The following is a 15525-nucleotide window of genomic DNA, read 5'->3' on the forward strand; positions in this document are numbered from 1 at the left end:
ACCTTTCACATCGCGGAAGATTGCTTATATTCCCCTGTATGAAAAAGCTGCTTCTCGTTCTTCTATGCGCCGTCTTCGCCGGTTCCGTCACCGCCCGCGCTGACGAAAAGTCCACCGCCTGCTCCATTCGGGGTGCAAACCTCGTCGATGGCGTGGAGAAAAGCGACCCCGCTCTCTGGAAAGAGCTGCGTGCGGAAGCAGAATCAATCCCCAACCATCAGGGCCGCATCTGGAAGATCGAAAAGGACGGGGTAGCGCCGTCCTATCTGTTCGGCACCATCCATCTCAGCGATCCTCGTGTGCTGGAATTGCCGAAGGTGGTGCAGGACGCCTATCAATCGGCGAATACCGTCGTGATCGAAACCACTGATGTTCTCGACCAGAAAAACTTTCTGCGTTTGAAGCTGGAACGTCCCGAACTGCTGCTTTTCACCGATGGCAGCACGCTCAAATCGCATCTGCCATCCGACAGGCGTGACGATATTGAAAAGAAGCTTGCGGAGCGCGGCATTATTCTCGATGCGGTCGCCAAGATGAAGCCGTGGATTCTGACCACGCTGCTGGCCCTGCCCAAATGCGAGCGCGAGCGTAAAGGCGAAGGCGTGAAATCGCTCGACGAGTTTCTGGCAATCCATGCCCAGTCGGAAGGGCGCAACATCGAGGGGCTGGAAACGGCTGCAGAACAGTTCGAAGCCACCGAAAAGCTTCCGCTCGATTTTCACATTCGCAATCTCATCGCCACAGTCGATTACGGTGACAGAACCGAAGACGCCATGGAAACGACCACCGCGCTTTATCTGAAGGGCGAACTTGGCATGATCATGCCGGCGCTGAGAAGAATCGTGCCGGATGCATTGTCCGATCAGGATTACGACCTGTTCCTGAAATATCTGATCACCGACCGCAACCACACCATGGCGGACCGGGCCGTTCCGCTGCTTGAAAAAGGCAATGTCTTCATCGCTGTCGGTGCTTTGCACCTGCCGGGCGAAGAAGGCGTGGTGGAACTGCTGCGGGCCAAGGGTTATCGCCTCACGGCACTTTAGCCCCCTGCCTGCACGCGGAACAATCAGCTTTTGACTGCGTTCACTCTGCTGAAGCAGGTTTGTGACGGCTGAAGGCCGCGCAAACCCGATGCGACAACTGGAGGAGCGCGCAATGGTTGATCCCCTCGATCCGCGAAACGACCCCAGAACGAACCCCGTCAATACTGATCCGAGACTGTCGGACCCTTCCGGCATGCCACCGCCGCAACGCGGCGGAAGCGGCTATCTTCTGGGTGCCGTTCTGCTCGTGGCAATCATCATTCTCGGCTATTTCTTCTACAAGAATGGCACGAGAACCGAGACGGCGACACCGCCACCTGCACCCGCAACTCAGAGCGAGCCCGCAACACCGGCCCCGGCAACGCCTGCCAATCCGCCAGCCCAGAATTAATTACCATAAAGACAAGAAAGGCCCGCTTGCGCGGGCCTTTCTGCATTCTCTCTAGAGCGGTTCCGGTTAAAACGGAATCGTGGAATCGCTCTATCTATTTTTAAGCATTATCCTACGCAAAACCGCTTCGCACTTTTGCTGGAAATGCTCGAAGAGATTACATATGGATCGGCTTGGCGAAGGTCGCCAGAGCGGATTCGCGCACGGCTTCCGACATGGTCGGATGCGCATGGCAGGTGCGGGCCAGATCTTCCGAAGAACCGCCAAATTCCATCAGAACGGCCAGTTCGTGGATCATTTCGCCAGCATTGTAGCCGAGGATATGCGCGCCCAGCACGCGATCCGTCGCCTTGTCGGCGAGGATTTTCACGAAGCCGTCCGTGTGCAGCATGGCGCGTGCGCGACCATTGGCCGTGAACGGGAACTTGCCGACCTTGTATTCAATACCGGCGGCCTTCAGTTCTTCTTCGGTCTTGCCGACAGAAGCTACTTCCGGCTGGGTGTAGACAACACTTGGAATGACGTCGAAATTCACATGACCGGCCTGACCAGCGATGATTTCGGCAACAGCAATGCCTTCATCTTCAGCCTTGTGCGCCAGCATCGGGCCCTGCACCACGTCGCCGATGGCGTAAATGCCTTCAACATTGGTGCGCCAGTGATCGTCAATCGCAACGCGGCCGCGATCATCAACATTGACGCCTGCTTCCTGAAGGCCAAGACCGTCCGTGTAAGGACGACGGCCCGTGGAGATCAGAACGGCATCGGCTTCGAGTGTTTCGGCATCGCCGCCCTTTACAGGCTCGAACGTGACCTTTGCACCCTTGCCGGACTTTTCGACGCCCGTCACTTTCGCGCTGAGCTTGAAGGCAATGCCCTGCTTTTCGAGCAGACGCTGGAACTGCTTGGAGACTTCGCCGTCCATTGCTCCCAGCACCTTGTCGAGATATTCGACAACCGTAACCTTCGCACCGAGACGCGCCCAGACCGAACCCAGTTCCAGACCGATCACACCGCCGCCGACGACGACGAGATGACCCGGAACCTTGTCGAAGGACAGAGCGCCGGTCGAGGAAACGATGGTCTTCTCATCAATGTCGACCTTGACGCCCGGAATACCGGCAACGTCCGAACCTGTGGCGATGATGATGTTCTTGGCTTCGATTTCCTCAACCTTGCCGTCTTCGGCGGTCACGGAAACCTTACCCTTGGCGACGACCTTGCCGGTGCCGATGTAAGGCGTGATCTTGTTCTTCTTGAACAGGAATTCCACGCCCGTCACATTGGCCTTCACGGTCGCGTCCTTGTGGGCCAGCATCTTTCCGAGGTTAAGCTTAGGCGACACTTCCACGCCCAGCGTATCGAAGGAGTGGCCAGCTTCGGCAAAGACTTCCGATGCATGCAGAAGCGCCTTGGACGGAATGCAGCCGACATTGAGGCAGGTGCCGCCGAAGGTCTTGCGCTTTTCCACCACAGCGACCGAGAGACCCAGCTGCGCGGCCTTGATTGCGGCGACATAACCGCCGGGGCCCGTACCGATGACAACCACATCATAAGACATTGAATTACCCTTTTCAGTCTTTCCTGAACGTTTTTCGTTAGAGTACCGCATTTATGCGACGCCAAATGTTTCGGCTGCACAATGCTTGAAATAACCGGCCTTTGTTAAAGCTGCCGATCAGTTTTCATCCGGAGTGCATCCTTGAAAGCGGAACACTTCCCACTGAAGCGGCTTTTCGGGTTTGGCCGCCCCAAAATCATAGCCGTCAAGCGCCGTCACCAGATCGGGGAACAGCACCGCCTGCGCGGCCGGTTCATCCGCCTTGGGCAGAACTTCCGCTTCCGCACCTTCCTTCAGCGCGTAGATGACGCTCTGCCAGATGCTGCAATCATCGAGGTCTTCCGGATTGGAGCCGTCACCCTTGCAGTTATAGGTGATGAGCGCATAAGGCCGCGCCACACCCTCTTCCGGCCAGATCACCATGCCGTTCAGCTTGAATTCCGGCTTGTCATTGGCGGTGATCGTAAACTCATTGGTCGGCGCAGGCGTCATCTTGAGATCGTTCGTCTGCATGGGGCGGAACGTCAAAGTGTAGGTGCCGTCACGGTCCTGATAGATGCCGCGATTCTGGGTGCATGCCGCCTGCACAGCAGTCGAGAACACCGATGCGGCGACCACCGAAGCGGCCGTTATTTTGAGAAGCTTCCTTGCAACATGCATCTGTCGGTTCTCCTTGAGTTTTTCCGGCAGCAAATCAATTGCTTCTTACATAGCCTTTTCGGTGGCAAGTTTAAGCCCAAGAGCGATGAAGACAACACCGCTTGTGCGATCGATCCATTTCGAGGCCCGCGAAAAAGCCGCGCGCATCTTCGGCGTGGTCATGAAAATGCTGACGCCAATAAACCAGCTGATCAGCGCTGTTGCCATCACAACACCGTAGCCCAGCTTCACTTCTGTCGGCGTGTGCGCGTGAACGACCGTCGAAAAAATCGACAGGAAGAAGAAGACGGCTTTCGGATTGAGCGCATTGGCAGCAAAGCCGAGACCGAAGGCCTTGGCAAAGCTCTGCTGCTTGCGCGGTTCTTTCTCATCCGTATCGACCTCGATCTTTGTCGTGCCAGCACGCAACGCCTTGATGCCGATATAGACCAGATAGGCCACACCGCACCATTTGACGATATTGAACAGATAGATCGACTGGGAAATGATGAGACCGAGTCCCAGCACCGTATAGGTGACATGCATCATCAGCGCCGCTCCGATCCCGAAGCTGGTGATGATCGCCTCACGACGGCCATGCATCAGTGACTGCCGTATGACCATGGCCAGATCCGCTCCCGGCGAAACAATCGCAAAGAAGAAGATCGCCATCAGGGAAGCCAGTTCGAAGAGATAGGGATGCATCGCTTTTCCTTTGCTGCACTATGAGCGAATTGGCGCGCAGGCAGCCATCAAAAAATCAAAGCCAGAAACATAACACCCAGTCCGACCATCGAGCCAACCCAGATCAGCGACCGGATATAGGGAATGCCCGCCAGATAGAGCGGAATGTAAACAATACGACATGCAAACCAGAGCCAGGCTCCGTAAATGCCCCAGACGCTTGCATCGCCCTTCAGGGTCAGAGCCAGCGCCAGCGCAATAAAAGCCGGATAGGTTTCGCGGAAATTCGTGGATGCCCGCTCAGCACGCCCGGCAATGGCGCCGGAAGGTTTCAGCCCTTCATCGCGGGGACCGGCATTCCAGTCTGTGCCGAGTTCTCGCGTCGCCGTCATGGCCTGAAGCAGCACATGAGCCACCAGCAACACCACGCTCCAGCCGACAAGCGGCAGATAAGGCGACAGATAAGGCGAAGAGGAGAAAAGACCCGGCTCCATCATTCAAATCCCGTTGCTCGCAACCCCGACCGAAAAGCCGCCCGATTGTACCCGGGCGGCTTTCCTGAATTCCAGCTTAGAGATCGAGAACCAGACGTTCCGGATCTTCCAGGCTTTCCTTGACGCGGACCAGGAAGGTCACGGCTTCCTTGCCGTCCACGATGCGGTGATCGTAGGACAGGGCCAGGTACATCATCGGGCGGATCACGATCTGGCCGCCGACAACAACCGGACGGTCCTGGATCTTGTGCATGCCGAGAATGCCCGACTGCGGCGAATTGAGGATCGGCGAAGACATCAGCGAGCCGTAAACACCACCATTGGTGATGGTGAAGGTGCCGCCCTGCATGTCAGCCATCGAAAGCGCGCCATCGCGCGCTGCCTTGGCCAGACGACCCAGTTCCTTTTCCACGCCAGCGATCGAAAGCTGATCGGCGTCGCGGATGACCGGAACAACAAGACCCTTGTCGGTGCCGACAGCCATGCCGACATGCGCAAAGTTCTTGTAGATGATGTCGGTGCCGTCGATCTCGGCGTTAACAGCCGGGATTTCCTTCAGCGCGTGGGTGACTGCCTTCGTGAAGAAGCCCATGAAGCCGAGCTTCACGCCGTGCTTCTTTTCGAAGACGTCTTTGTACTTGGTGCGCAGTTCCATGACTGCGGACATGTCGACTTCGTTATAGGTCGTCAGCATGGCGGCAGTGTTCTGCGCATCCTTCAGACGCTTGGCGATGGTCTGGCGCAGACGGGTCATCTTCACGCGTTCTTCGCGCGGTGCATCGTCAGCCGAGGAAGCCGGACGGGCAGCTGCGGCAGCAACCGGAGCCGGAGCAGCCGAAACGCCCCCAGAAACGCCCTTGGCGATAGCGTCGAGAACGTCGCCCTTGAGAACCTGACCGCGCTTGCCCGAGCCTTCGACCTGATCAGCGGACAGACCGCTTTCAGCAAGAAGCTTCGAAGCAGCAGGTGCAGGCTGCATAGCCGGGCCCGACGATGCGGAAGCGACCGGTGCAGCGGCTGCCGGAGCGGCGGCTGGCTTGGCTTCTTCCTTCTTCGGAGCAGGCGCAGCAGCAGCGCTCTCACCGGAAATCTGGCCGAGCAGAGCGTTGACCTCAACCGTGTCGCCTTCCTTGGCCACGATTTCAACCAGCACACCAGCAGCAGCAGCCGGAACTTCCACTGTCACCTTGTCAGTTTCCAGTTCCACCAGCGGTTCGTCGATGGCGATAGCATCGCCAACCTTCTTGAACCATTTTCCGATGGTTGCCTCAGTAACGGACTCCCCAAGCGTGGGAACGCGAATTTCGGTGGCCATGGTTTCTTCTTCCGTTGATCTTCAAACTTTAGATTTAATGTTCAATTCAGGCTGGAGCAGTTTCGAAAAACTGCTCCAAAGCTTAACCCGGATCAGTTACCGAGCGCATCCTCAAGGAAAGCTTCAAGCTGCGCAAGATGCTTCGACATCAGGCCGGTTGCCGGAGAAGCGGCAGCCGGACGGCCCGTGTACCGGACGCGCTGATGCTTGGCATCGATATGCGCCAGCACCCATTCCAGATACGGATCGATGAACGACCACGCACCCATGTTCTTCGGCTCTTCCTGACACCAGACGATTTCCGCATGACGGAAACGCGACAGCTCGTTGATGAGCGCCTTGGCCGGGAACGGGTAGAGCTGTTCAACACGCAGCAGGTAGACATCGTCGATGCCGCGCTTTTCACGCTCTTCGTACAGGTCGTAATAGACCTTGCCCGAGCAGAGCACGACGCGACGGATCTTGGCGTCCTTCTGAAGCTTGATGCCTTCTTCGCCCTTGTTGTACTGCGCATCGTCCCAGAGCAGACGGTGGAACGAGGAATCGCCCGACAGTTCGCTGAGGCTCGACACGGCACGCTTGTGGCGCAGCAGGGACTTCGGCGTCATCATGATGAGCGGCTTGCGGAAGTCGCGCTTCATCTGGCGGCGCAGGATATGGTAGTAGTTAGCCGGCGTCGTAACGTTGGCAACCTGCATGTTGTCTTCAGCGCAAAGCTGAAGATAACGTTCCAGACGGGCCGACGAATGTTCCGGACCCTGACCTTCATAGCCGTGCGGCAGAAGGCAGACGAGACCGGACATACGCAGCCACTTGCGCTCACCCGACGAGATGAACTGGTCGAAGACGACCTGCGCACCGTTGGCGAAATCACCGAACTGGGCTTCCCAGAGAACCAGCGCACGCGGATCGGACAGCGAATAACCATATTCGTAGCCGAGCACCGCTTCTTCCGAAAGCATCGAGTTGATGGCTTCGTAGATCGCCTGACCCTTCTGAATATTGTTCAGCGGGATGTAGCGGTTCTGGTTTTCCTGATCATAGAGAACCGTGTGACGCTGCGAGAAGGTGCCGCGTTCCACGTCCTGACCAGACAGACGGATCGGATGGCCTTCCGCAACGAGCGTGGCGAATGCCAGCGATTCAGCGGTTGCCCAATCGATGCCTTCGCCGGTTTCCATCATCTTGGCGCGGTTATCGAGGAAGCGCTGGATGGTGCGATGGACGTGGAAGTCCTGCGGCACTTCAACCAGCTTCTTGCCGATTTCCTTGAGCGACTTGATTGGAACACCGGTCTTGCCGCGACGCTGTTCGTCGGCATTGTCAGCCGTGCGCAGACCAGCCCAGGCGCCGTCAAGCCAGTCGGCCTTGTTCGGCTTGTAGCTCTGTCCGGCTTCGAACTCGATTTCGAGCTTTTCGCGCCAGTCGGCGCGCATCTTGTCGACGTCGGCCTGGGTGAGCAGACCTTCAGCAATCAGCTTGTCGCTATAGAGCTGAACCGTCGTCTTGTGCGCGCGGATTTCCTTGTACATCAACGGCTGGGTGAAGGACGGTTCGTCGCCTTCATTGTGGCCGAAGCGACGGTAGCAGAACATGTCCACGACCACCGGCTTGTGGAAGGTCATGCGGAATTCCATCGCAACCTTGGCCGCGAACACCACTGCTTCCGGATCGTCGCCATTGACGTGGAAGACCGGCGCTTCAACCATCTTCGCCACGTCGGACGGATAAGGCGAAGAACGCGAGAAAGCCGGATTGGTGGTGAAACCGATCTGGTTGTTGATGATGAAATGCAGCGTGCCACCGACGCGGTGACCCTTGAGGCCGGAAAGACCAAGGCACTCGGCAACAACACCCTGACCAGCGAAAGCGGCATCGCCGTGCAGCAGCAGCGGCAGAACCTTGGCGCGTTCGGTCAGCGGAACCATGTCGTCGCGGGTGCGGCCAACAAGCAGATCCTGCTTGGCGCGAGCCTTGCCCATGACAACCGGGTTGACGATTTCAAGATGCGACGGGTTGGCGGTCAGCGACAGATGAACCTTGTTGCCATCGAACTCGCGGTCCGACGAAGCGCCAAGATGGTACTTCACGTCGCCCGAACCTTCCACATCGTCCGGCGTGTAGGAGCCGCCCTTGAACTCGTGGAAGATGGCGCGGTGCGGCTTGCCCATGACCTGAGAAAGCACGTTCAGACGGCCACGGTGCGCCATGCCGAGCACGACTTCCTTGAGGCCCATCTGACCGCCGCGCTTGACGATCTGTTCCAGTGCCGGGATCAGCGATTCACCGCCATCGAGGCCGAAACGCTTGGTGCCCTTGTACTTGACGTCGATGAACTGCTCGAAACCTTCCGCTTCGATAAGCTTCGACAGGATGGCCTTCTTGCCTTCCGGCGTGAAAGCGACCTTTTTATCCGGGCCTTCGATGCGTTCCTGAATCCAGGCCTTTTCAGCCGGATCGGAAATATGCATGAACTCGACGCCGATCGTTCCGCAATAGGTGCGCTTCAGAATGTCGAGCATTTCCGGCACGGTCGCGTATTCGAGACCGAGCACATTATCGATGAAAATCTTGCGATTGTAGTCGGCAGGCGTGAAACCGTAAGCTTCCGGCTCCAGCTCGTTATAGTCGTTCGGCTTTTCGGCCAGACCGAGCGGATCGAGATTGGCATGCAGATGGCCGCGCATGCGATAGGCGCGGATCATCATGATGGCGCGAACGCTGTCGCGTGCAGCCTGTGCAATCTCTTCAGCGGACAGTGCAGCGCCGGCAGCGGCCTTGCCGTCACCTTTGGCAGCTTTGCCCTTCAGCTTGTCGGTCACATGCTTTTCGACTTCGGCCCAATTGCCGTCGAGAGCGGAGACGAGTTCGCCATTAGCGGCAATCGGCCAGTTTTTTCTGGTCCAGCTTGCGCCCTGCGCATTCTTCTTCACATCTTCGGCACTATCGCCCAGCTTCGCGAAGAAATCGCGCCACTGCGGATCAACCGAATTCGGATCATCCTCATACTTGGCGTACAGCTCCTCGATATAGTCGGCGTTGCCGCCATAGAGGAACGAGGTAAGGGCGAAAACGTCGTTGGCCTGTTCTTGCCTTGCCATAACCTAATCCGGAGCTTTGCTCCGTCTCCTTGTCAGTAGCTCATCTGCGCGGGCCGGAAGTTTCCGGAAGTTCGTTGCCGAAACCTTCATCCCTCACGCCGCCGGGGAGGAACCACAACAGACCCCGGCAAAACTCATTTCTACGCGACCCGAGCGATCTGTTCCGACGCAATTGTCAAAACCACCCGGTCTGTTTGTTCTACACCGAAGAATGACCCTGAATAGCTGTCATTCCCTTAAAAGCCCGGCGTCTGGCTCCAGTATGTTTTTGTTATGCCAAACCCGGCAGCGGCTTTCGCCGCCGCCGGGATATTCAAACTCGAACCGATCTTAGCCCTTGAGGACTTCGACCAGCGTCTTGCCGAGCTGCGCAGGCGACGGGGAGACGCGGATGCCAGCCGATTCCATGGCTGCAATCTTGTCTTCCGCTCCGCCCTTGCCGCCGGAGATCACGGCGCCGGCATGGCCCATGGTGCGTCCGGCAGGAGCCGTACGGCCAGCGATGAAGCCAACCATCGGCTTCTTGCGACCGCGCTTGGCTTCGTCCTTGAGGAACTGAGCCGCATCTTCTTCAGCCGAGCCGCCGATTTCACCGATCATGACGATCGACTTGGTTTCGTCGTCGGCCAGGAACATTTCCAGCACGTCGATGAACTCGGTACCCTTGACCGGGTCGCCGCCGATACCGACAGCAGTGGTCTGGCCAAGGCCTTCGTTCGAGGTCTGGAACACAGCTTCATAGGTAAGCGTGCCGGAGCGCGATACAACACCCACCGAACCCTTCTTGAAGATATTGCCCGGCATGATGCCGATCTTGCATTCTTCAGGGGTCAGGATGCCCGGGCAGTTCGGTCCGAGCAGGCGCGACTTCGAGCGTTCCAGACGCTCCTTGACGCGAACCATGTCCAGAACCGGAATGCCTTCGGTGATGCAGACGATGAACGGCACTTCAGCTTCAATGGCTTCGATGATCGCGTCAGCTGCGCCTGCTGGCGGAACGTAGATCACGGATGCGTCAGCGCCCGTGCGTTCCTTGGCTTCGGCAACGGTTGCGAAGATCGGGAGCTTTTCGCCCTTCGAACCTTCCCAGGTTTCGCCACCCTTCTTCGGATGGATACCGCCGACCATCTGCGTGCCGTAGTAAGCGAGCGCCTGTTCGGTGTGGAAAGTACCGGTCTTGCCGGTCAGGCCCTGTACGAGAACCTTGGTGTCCTTGTTGACGAGAATGGACATGCCTTAATTCCCCTTCACAGCAGCGACGATCTTCTGCGCCGCATCGTCGAGATCGTCAGCCGAAATAACGTTCAGGCCGCTCTCGTTGATGATCTTCTTGCCGAGTTCCACATTGGTGCCTTCAAGACGGACAACCAGCGGAACCTTCAGGCCGACTTCCTTGACCGCAGCGATCACGCCTTCAGCGATCACGTCGCACTTCATGATGCCACCGAAGATGTTGACCAGAATGCCCTGGACAGCCGGATCAGCGGTGATGATCTTGAACGCAGCCGTCACCTTCTCCTTGGAAGCGCCGCCGCCAACGTCGAGGAAGTTGGCAGGTTCTGCACCGTAGAGCTTGATGATGTCCATCGTTGCCATGGCAAGACCTGCGCCGTTGACCATGCAGCCGATATTGCCTTCAAGAGCGACATAAGCGAGGTCGTACTTGGAAGCTTCGATTTCTTTTTCGTCTTCTTCCGACAGATCGCGCAGTTCCTGAATGTCAGGATGGCGGAACAGCGCATTGCCGTCGAACGATACCTTGGCGTCGAGAACGCGCACGCGGCCATCGGTCATGACGATCAGCGGGTTGATCTCGAGAAGGCTCATGTCCTTTTCGGTGAAGGCCTTGTAGAGGATCGGGAACAGCTTGACGCCGTCTTCACGAGCCTGACCTTCAAGCTTCAGCGCGTCGGCGAGCTTGTTGGCGTCTTCGTCCGTTACGCCCTTGGCCGGATCGATGGCGACAGTCACGATCTTTTCAGGGGTTTCTTCGGCAACGGCTTCGATGTCCATACCGCCTTCGGTCGAAACGACGAAAGCCGGACGGCCGACGGTGCGGTCGATCAGGATCGAGAGATAGAGTTCGCGATCAATGTCGGCGCCATCTTCGATGTAAAGACGGTTGACCTGCTTGCCGGCAGGGCCGGTCTGCTTGGTAACGAGCGTGTTGCCGAGCATTTCCTTCGCATTGGCAACCACTTCCTCAACCGACTTGGCGAGGCGCACGCCGCCCTTGGCGTCCGGGCCGAGTTCCTTGAACTTGCCCTTGCCGCGTCCACCAGCGTGGATCTGGCTCTTGACGACATAAAGCGGTCCGGGAAGCGTCTTTGCCCACTCTTCCGCCTGTTCGACGGAATAGACAGCCACACCGTTGGCGATCGGCGCGCCGTAGGTGTGAAGCAGGCGCTTGGCCTGATATTCGTGAATATTCATCTGGTTGTCCTCTACGGATTCCCGGTTCGTTTGGCGAACCGGTACGGATTGACAGCCGGAAAAGGCCGGAGCCCCGTCAAAAACGGAGCATCCGGCCTTGTCTGGATATTACTTGAGCGACGGAGCGATACCGATGCAGGCTTCGCAAAGACCGGCAACCGAAGCCACCGACTTTTCGAACTCGGCCTTTTCGTCCTTGTCGAGATCGATTTCGATGATGCGTTCAACGCCATTGGCGCCGATCACGGTCGGCACGCCGACATACATGTCCTTCACGCCATACTGACCGGTCAGCTGGGCAGCGACGGGCAGAACGCGCTTCTTGTCCTTGAGGTAGGATTCAGCCATCTGAATGGCCGACGAAGCCGGAGCGTAGAAAGCCGAACCGGTCTTGAGCAGACCGACGATTTCCGCGCCGCCGTCACGGGTGCGCTGGATGATCTTGTCGAGCTTTTCCTGGCTGGTCCAGCCCATCTTGACGAGATCCGGCAGCGGAATGCCCGCAACGGTCGAGTAGCGAGCCAGCGGAACCATGCTGTCGCCGTGACCGCCGAGCACGAATGCCGTGACGTCTTCAACCGAAACGTTGAATTCTTCCGCGAGGAAATAGCGGAAACGGGCGCTGTCAAGAACGCCAGCCATACCGACAACCTTGTGAGCCGGAAGACCCGAGAACTTCTGCAAAGCCCAGACCATCGCGTCGAGCGGGTTGGTGATGCAGATGACGAAGGCTTCAGGCGCGTATTTCTTGATGCCTGCGCCAACCTGTTCCATCACCTTCAGGTTGATGCCCAGAAGGTCGTCGCGGCTCATGCCAGGCTTGCGCGGCACACCGGCGGTAACGATGACAACGTCCGCGCCTTCGATGGCTGCGTAATCGTTGGCGCCCGTAAACTTCGCATCAAAACCGTCAACCGGAGAAGATTCGGCGATATCCAGTCCTTTGCCCTGCGGAGTACCTTCCGCGATATCAAAAAGGACGACGTCGCCCAGTTCCTTCAGACCGGCCAGATGAGCGAGCGTGCCGCCAATCATACCGGAGCCGATGAGGGCAATCTTGTTGCGTGCCATGATTGTTTCTTTCCTCAAGTTTGATCCAGAAACGCATGAAGCCATCCGGTGTCCTCCCGGAAACGCTTAAGCGCTGCGAGGGTTCGATATGACTCTTTGCGAAAAAACACAACTCATTATTTTGCGACCAATGTTTTCAATCGGTTAGAATTATATGTTCTTACGTAAACGTAAGATAATTGGGCGGAATAATGGCAATTCCCCTCTGTCTCGCCCGTCATCACCCTGCCGGTGATGCGATAGGCAAGCCGCCAATCCGATCGGCCCTTGTCGCAGCCCGCATAAAGATACCGGGTGCGACAAGCTTGGAGCCGACACATCCGTCCGGATGCACTACGCTTGCTCCAACTATCTGAACCTGCACGCTCTGCCTTCCAAAAACTCGCTTACGCGTTTCGGAACAAATGCGCTGAATTTGCGCGGGCACGATAGCCGATTGAGGATATAAGTCCAGTCTGTGGCAATCAGATGATAAGACCAGAAGTTTGGTAGCCAGAGTCAGCTCGCAGAATCGGCAGTCCACCTTCGCAATCAAACCGATGCGCAAACTGATCGGCAAACTGATCGGCAAACCGATGCGCAAACCGATCGGAAAACAGGGCCGAACTCAGTCGGCCCTCTCCGGTATCTGCGACAGATATTCGGCGCTCTGCATCTCGAAGAGACGCGACGCTGTGCGGTCGAATTCGAATGCCTCGGTGCCGCTTTTCGCAACATAGAGCTTTTCCGGCTGCGCTTCCGCCGTAATGAACACGCGGGCATGATGGTCGTAAAGAACGTCCACCAGCAGGATAAAGCGCTTGGCTTCGTTGCGCCGCGAAAGATCGAGCATCGGCACATTGTCGATGAAGAGGGTCGAATAACGACCCACAATGGCCAGATAGTCCGCAGCCCCGAGCGGACGGCTGCACAGTTCTTCGAAACTGAAACGCGCAGCGCCCGGAATGGAACGCGGCACCTCGATATCGCGTCCCTTGATGCGAATAGTGTCCGGCTTTTCTTCCACGCCATCCTTCTGCGCAGTCCAGGCGGCATCCATCCGCTTTTCCGTCTCGCCCCCCAGCGGCGAGAGATAGACCGGTTGCCGGTCCAGCTTTTCCAGCCGGTAATCGGTGCGCGAATCGAGATTGATCACGTCGACATGCTTCTTGAGAATATCGACAAAGGGCAGGAACAGCTGACGGTTCAGGCCGTCACGATAGAGATTGTCCGGCGCGACATTCGACGTGGCGATCAGCACCACGCCACGCGCGAACAGCGCGCTGAACAGGCGCGACAGGATCATCGCATCGGCGATATCCGTCACCGTGAATTCATCGAAGCACAGCACCCATGCCTGCGCACTTAGCGCGTCAGCAACCGGCGGGATCGGGTCGTCCTGCTTGGTCTCGCCGCGCTTCAGGGCCTGACGATGCGCATTGATACGATCATGCACATCGGCCATGAAATCGTTGAAATGGGCGCGGCGTTTGCGCTCGACGGGAAGGAGCGAAAAGAACATGTCCATCAGCATGGTCTTGCCGCGGCCGACTTCGCCATGAACATAAAGCCCCTTGACGATCTCCTGCGCCTGCTTGCGCTTGCCGAAAAGCCAGCCAAGCGCGCTGGACTTGCGCGAAAGCCGCTTGGTGCAGATTTCCTCGATCAGCCGGTCATAACGGCTGGTCAGGTCGAGCTGCGCGGGATCTGCCTCCACTTCGCCCGATGCGACCAGCGCATCGTAATGCTCGCGGACGGAGGGGAATGCTTTCAGATTACCATCAAAGGACATGACAGGTTCCGTGAACCCTCTACTTAAAATTCGGCGGAGCAGTCCAGAGACGCCCCGCCGCGATCGATTGTTTCGGCTTTATATCAGCGCGCCACTTTTAAATCAGTGCGCCGATTTCAGATTAACGCGAAAGTGACAGGGCCTGGCCTCCGGTGGTCTGACCGTCGAAACGGCCCTGACCGGACGAATAGAGCGAGGCGACCGTGCCGCCCGATCCATCGTAAAGCACAAGCTGCTTGCCATTGACGGCCCAGGAAGCGAGGTTCGCCAGTTCGCCCGGGCAACGCAGCGGACCTGCGCGGTAACCCTGACCATATTTGGTCTGCGGCGTAGCAACCTTACAGCTCTGGCCGCCGAGCGAGGCGTTCCAGACGCCTGCGACGGTGCCCGGAGTTAGATCAGGCGCTGATGCCGGCGGCAGGCTTGCAACCTGCGTGCCGCCCGGCTGCATGCCGGGATTGGTGGTTGGAGCGGTCGGGAACTGCGATCCATCCGGCGAATTGAGATTGCCCTTCTGCACGGAACCCTGCGGCGCGGCCTGCAAGGGTGCAGGCGGAGGCGGCGGGGAAACAGGGCCAAGGTCGTTGCCCATCCGGGAGCTCTGACAGCCGGCCAATACGATGCCAGCCGCTGCCAGGCTCAGCAAACTTGCTTTCGAAATTCCCATCAGGTTCTCCATTTCGGTCGAGGTCTTGGGGTAGCGGCGCAAACCACGCTCACGCGAAACCCAGCTATCACACCAATATTGGCGCGATAAAATGGCTATATGGTTAAAAAATCAACACCATCTCCCGGCAATTTGCGCAGGAGTGATCAATCCGGGTTTGAAATTGCTCATAAATTTTGGGACTGGGACAGGAAGGCCACAGTTTTTTGGGTGCACGGTTCGAAATGGAACCGCTCACCCGGCCATATGAGCCAATAGCAATGTTAGATATATTGCTGGCACTGGCAATTTGCGGGGTTTTCCGCCATATAGACGCCAGAAACCTATTGAACGAACCTTTCGGCTGCATCAA

The 15525-nt window shown here is 57.6% G+C and carries 13 protein-coding genes; 2 read left to right on the top strand and 11 right to left on the bottom strand.

What is annotated here, in order from left to right; translation table 11 throughout:
• The first annotated feature begins 38 nt into the window (after positions 1–38).
• Together QBD01_RS00565 and QBD01_RS00570 are read left to right on the top strand one after the other, a co-directional pair.
• Positions 39–1046 (top strand): TraB/GumN family protein, encoded by a 1008-nt coding sequence (locus tag QBD01_RS00565; protein ID WP_280991205.1) that lies wholly within the window; start codon positions 39–41, stop codon positions 1044–1046.
• A 112-nt stretch (positions 1047–1158) separates the two neighbouring features.
• Positions 1159–1437 carry a hypothetical protein gene (locus tag QBD01_RS00570; protein ID WP_280991206.1) on the top strand — a complete coding sequence of 93 codons (279 nt, stop codon included), beginning with the start codon at positions 1159–1161 and terminating at the stop codon, positions 1435–1437.
• A 157-nt stretch (positions 1438–1594) separates the two neighbouring features.
• Here QBD01_RS00570 and lpdA read toward each other — a convergent pair whose 3' ends face one another.
• The 11 genes from lpdA to QBD01_RS00625 form a co-directional block, all read right to left on the bottom strand.
• Positions 1595–2998 (bottom strand): dihydrolipoyl dehydrogenase, encoded by a 1404-nt coding sequence (gene lpdA, locus QBD01_RS00575; protein WP_138784162.1) that lies wholly within the window; start codon positions 2996–2998, stop codon positions 1595–1597.
• Positions 2999–3115: 117 nt separating this feature from the next.
• Entirely contained in the window at positions 3116–3658 is a 543-nt protein-coding gene (locus QBD01_RS00580; protein ID WP_280991207.1) for a hypothetical protein, read from the bottom strand.
• A gap of 45 nt (positions 3659–3703) precedes the next feature.
• Positions 3704–4342, bottom strand: a complete 639-nt coding sequence (locus QBD01_RS00585) for a LysE family translocator (protein ID WP_182518898.1) — start codon at positions 4340–4342, stop codon at positions 3704–3706.
• Between the two features lie 47 nt (positions 4343–4389).
• Positions 4390–4815 carry an MAPEG family protein gene (locus QBD01_RS00590; protein WP_280992072.1) on the bottom strand — a complete coding sequence of 142 codons (426 nt, stop codon included), beginning with the start codon at positions 4813–4815 and terminating at the stop codon, positions 4390–4392.
• Positions 4816–4891: 76 nt separating this feature from the next.
• Positions 4892–6130, bottom strand: coding sequence for a 2-oxoglutarate dehydrogenase complex dihydrolipoyllysine-residue succinyltransferase (gene odhB, locus QBD01_RS00595; protein ID WP_280991208.1), 1239 nt, complete (start codon positions 6128–6130; stop codon positions 4892–4894).
• A gap of 92 nt (positions 6131–6222) precedes the next feature.
• Positions 6223–9231 carry a 2-oxoglutarate dehydrogenase E1 component gene (locus QBD01_RS00600; RefSeq protein WP_280991209.1) on the bottom strand — a complete coding sequence of 1003 codons (3009 nt, stop codon included), beginning with the start codon at positions 9229–9231 and terminating at the stop codon, positions 6223–6225.
• A 330-nt stretch (positions 9232–9561) separates the two neighbouring features.
• Positions 9562–10464 carry a succinate--CoA ligase subunit alpha gene (gene sucD / locus QBD01_RS00605; RefSeq protein WP_078337571.1) on the bottom strand — a complete coding sequence of 301 codons (903 nt, stop codon included), beginning with the start codon at positions 10462–10464 and terminating at the stop codon, positions 9562–9564.
• A 3-nt stretch (positions 10465–10467) separates the two neighbouring features.
• Positions 10468–11664 carry an ADP-forming succinate--CoA ligase subunit beta gene (gene sucC / locus QBD01_RS00610; protein WP_182518901.1) on the bottom strand — a complete coding sequence of 399 codons (1197 nt, stop codon included), beginning with the start codon at positions 11662–11664 and terminating at the stop codon, positions 10468–10470.
• A gap of 108 nt (positions 11665–11772) precedes the next feature.
• Positions 11773–12735 carry a malate dehydrogenase gene (gene mdh, locus QBD01_RS00615; RefSeq protein WP_182518902.1) on the bottom strand — a complete coding sequence of 321 codons (963 nt, stop codon included), beginning with the start codon at positions 12733–12735 and terminating at the stop codon, positions 11773–11775.
• A 607-nt stretch (positions 12736–13342) separates the two neighbouring features.
• Entirely contained in the window at positions 13343–14506 is a 1164-nt protein-coding gene (zapE, locus tag QBD01_RS00620; RefSeq protein WP_280991210.1) for a cell division protein ZapE, read from the bottom strand.
• 121 nt (positions 14507–14627) lie between these two features.
• Positions 14628–15173, bottom strand: a complete 546-nt coding sequence (locus tag QBD01_RS00625) for a protease inhibitor Inh/omp19 family protein (protein WP_182518904.1) — start codon at positions 15171–15173, stop codon at positions 14628–14630.
• Between the last annotated feature and the right edge of the window lie 352 nt (positions 15174–15525).

Source organism: Ochrobactrum sp. 19YEA23 (genome assembly GCF_029909865.1).
In the GTDB taxonomy this organism is placed as follows: domain Bacteria; phylum Pseudomonadota; class Alphaproteobacteria; order Rhizobiales; family Rhizobiaceae; genus Brucella; species Brucella gambitense.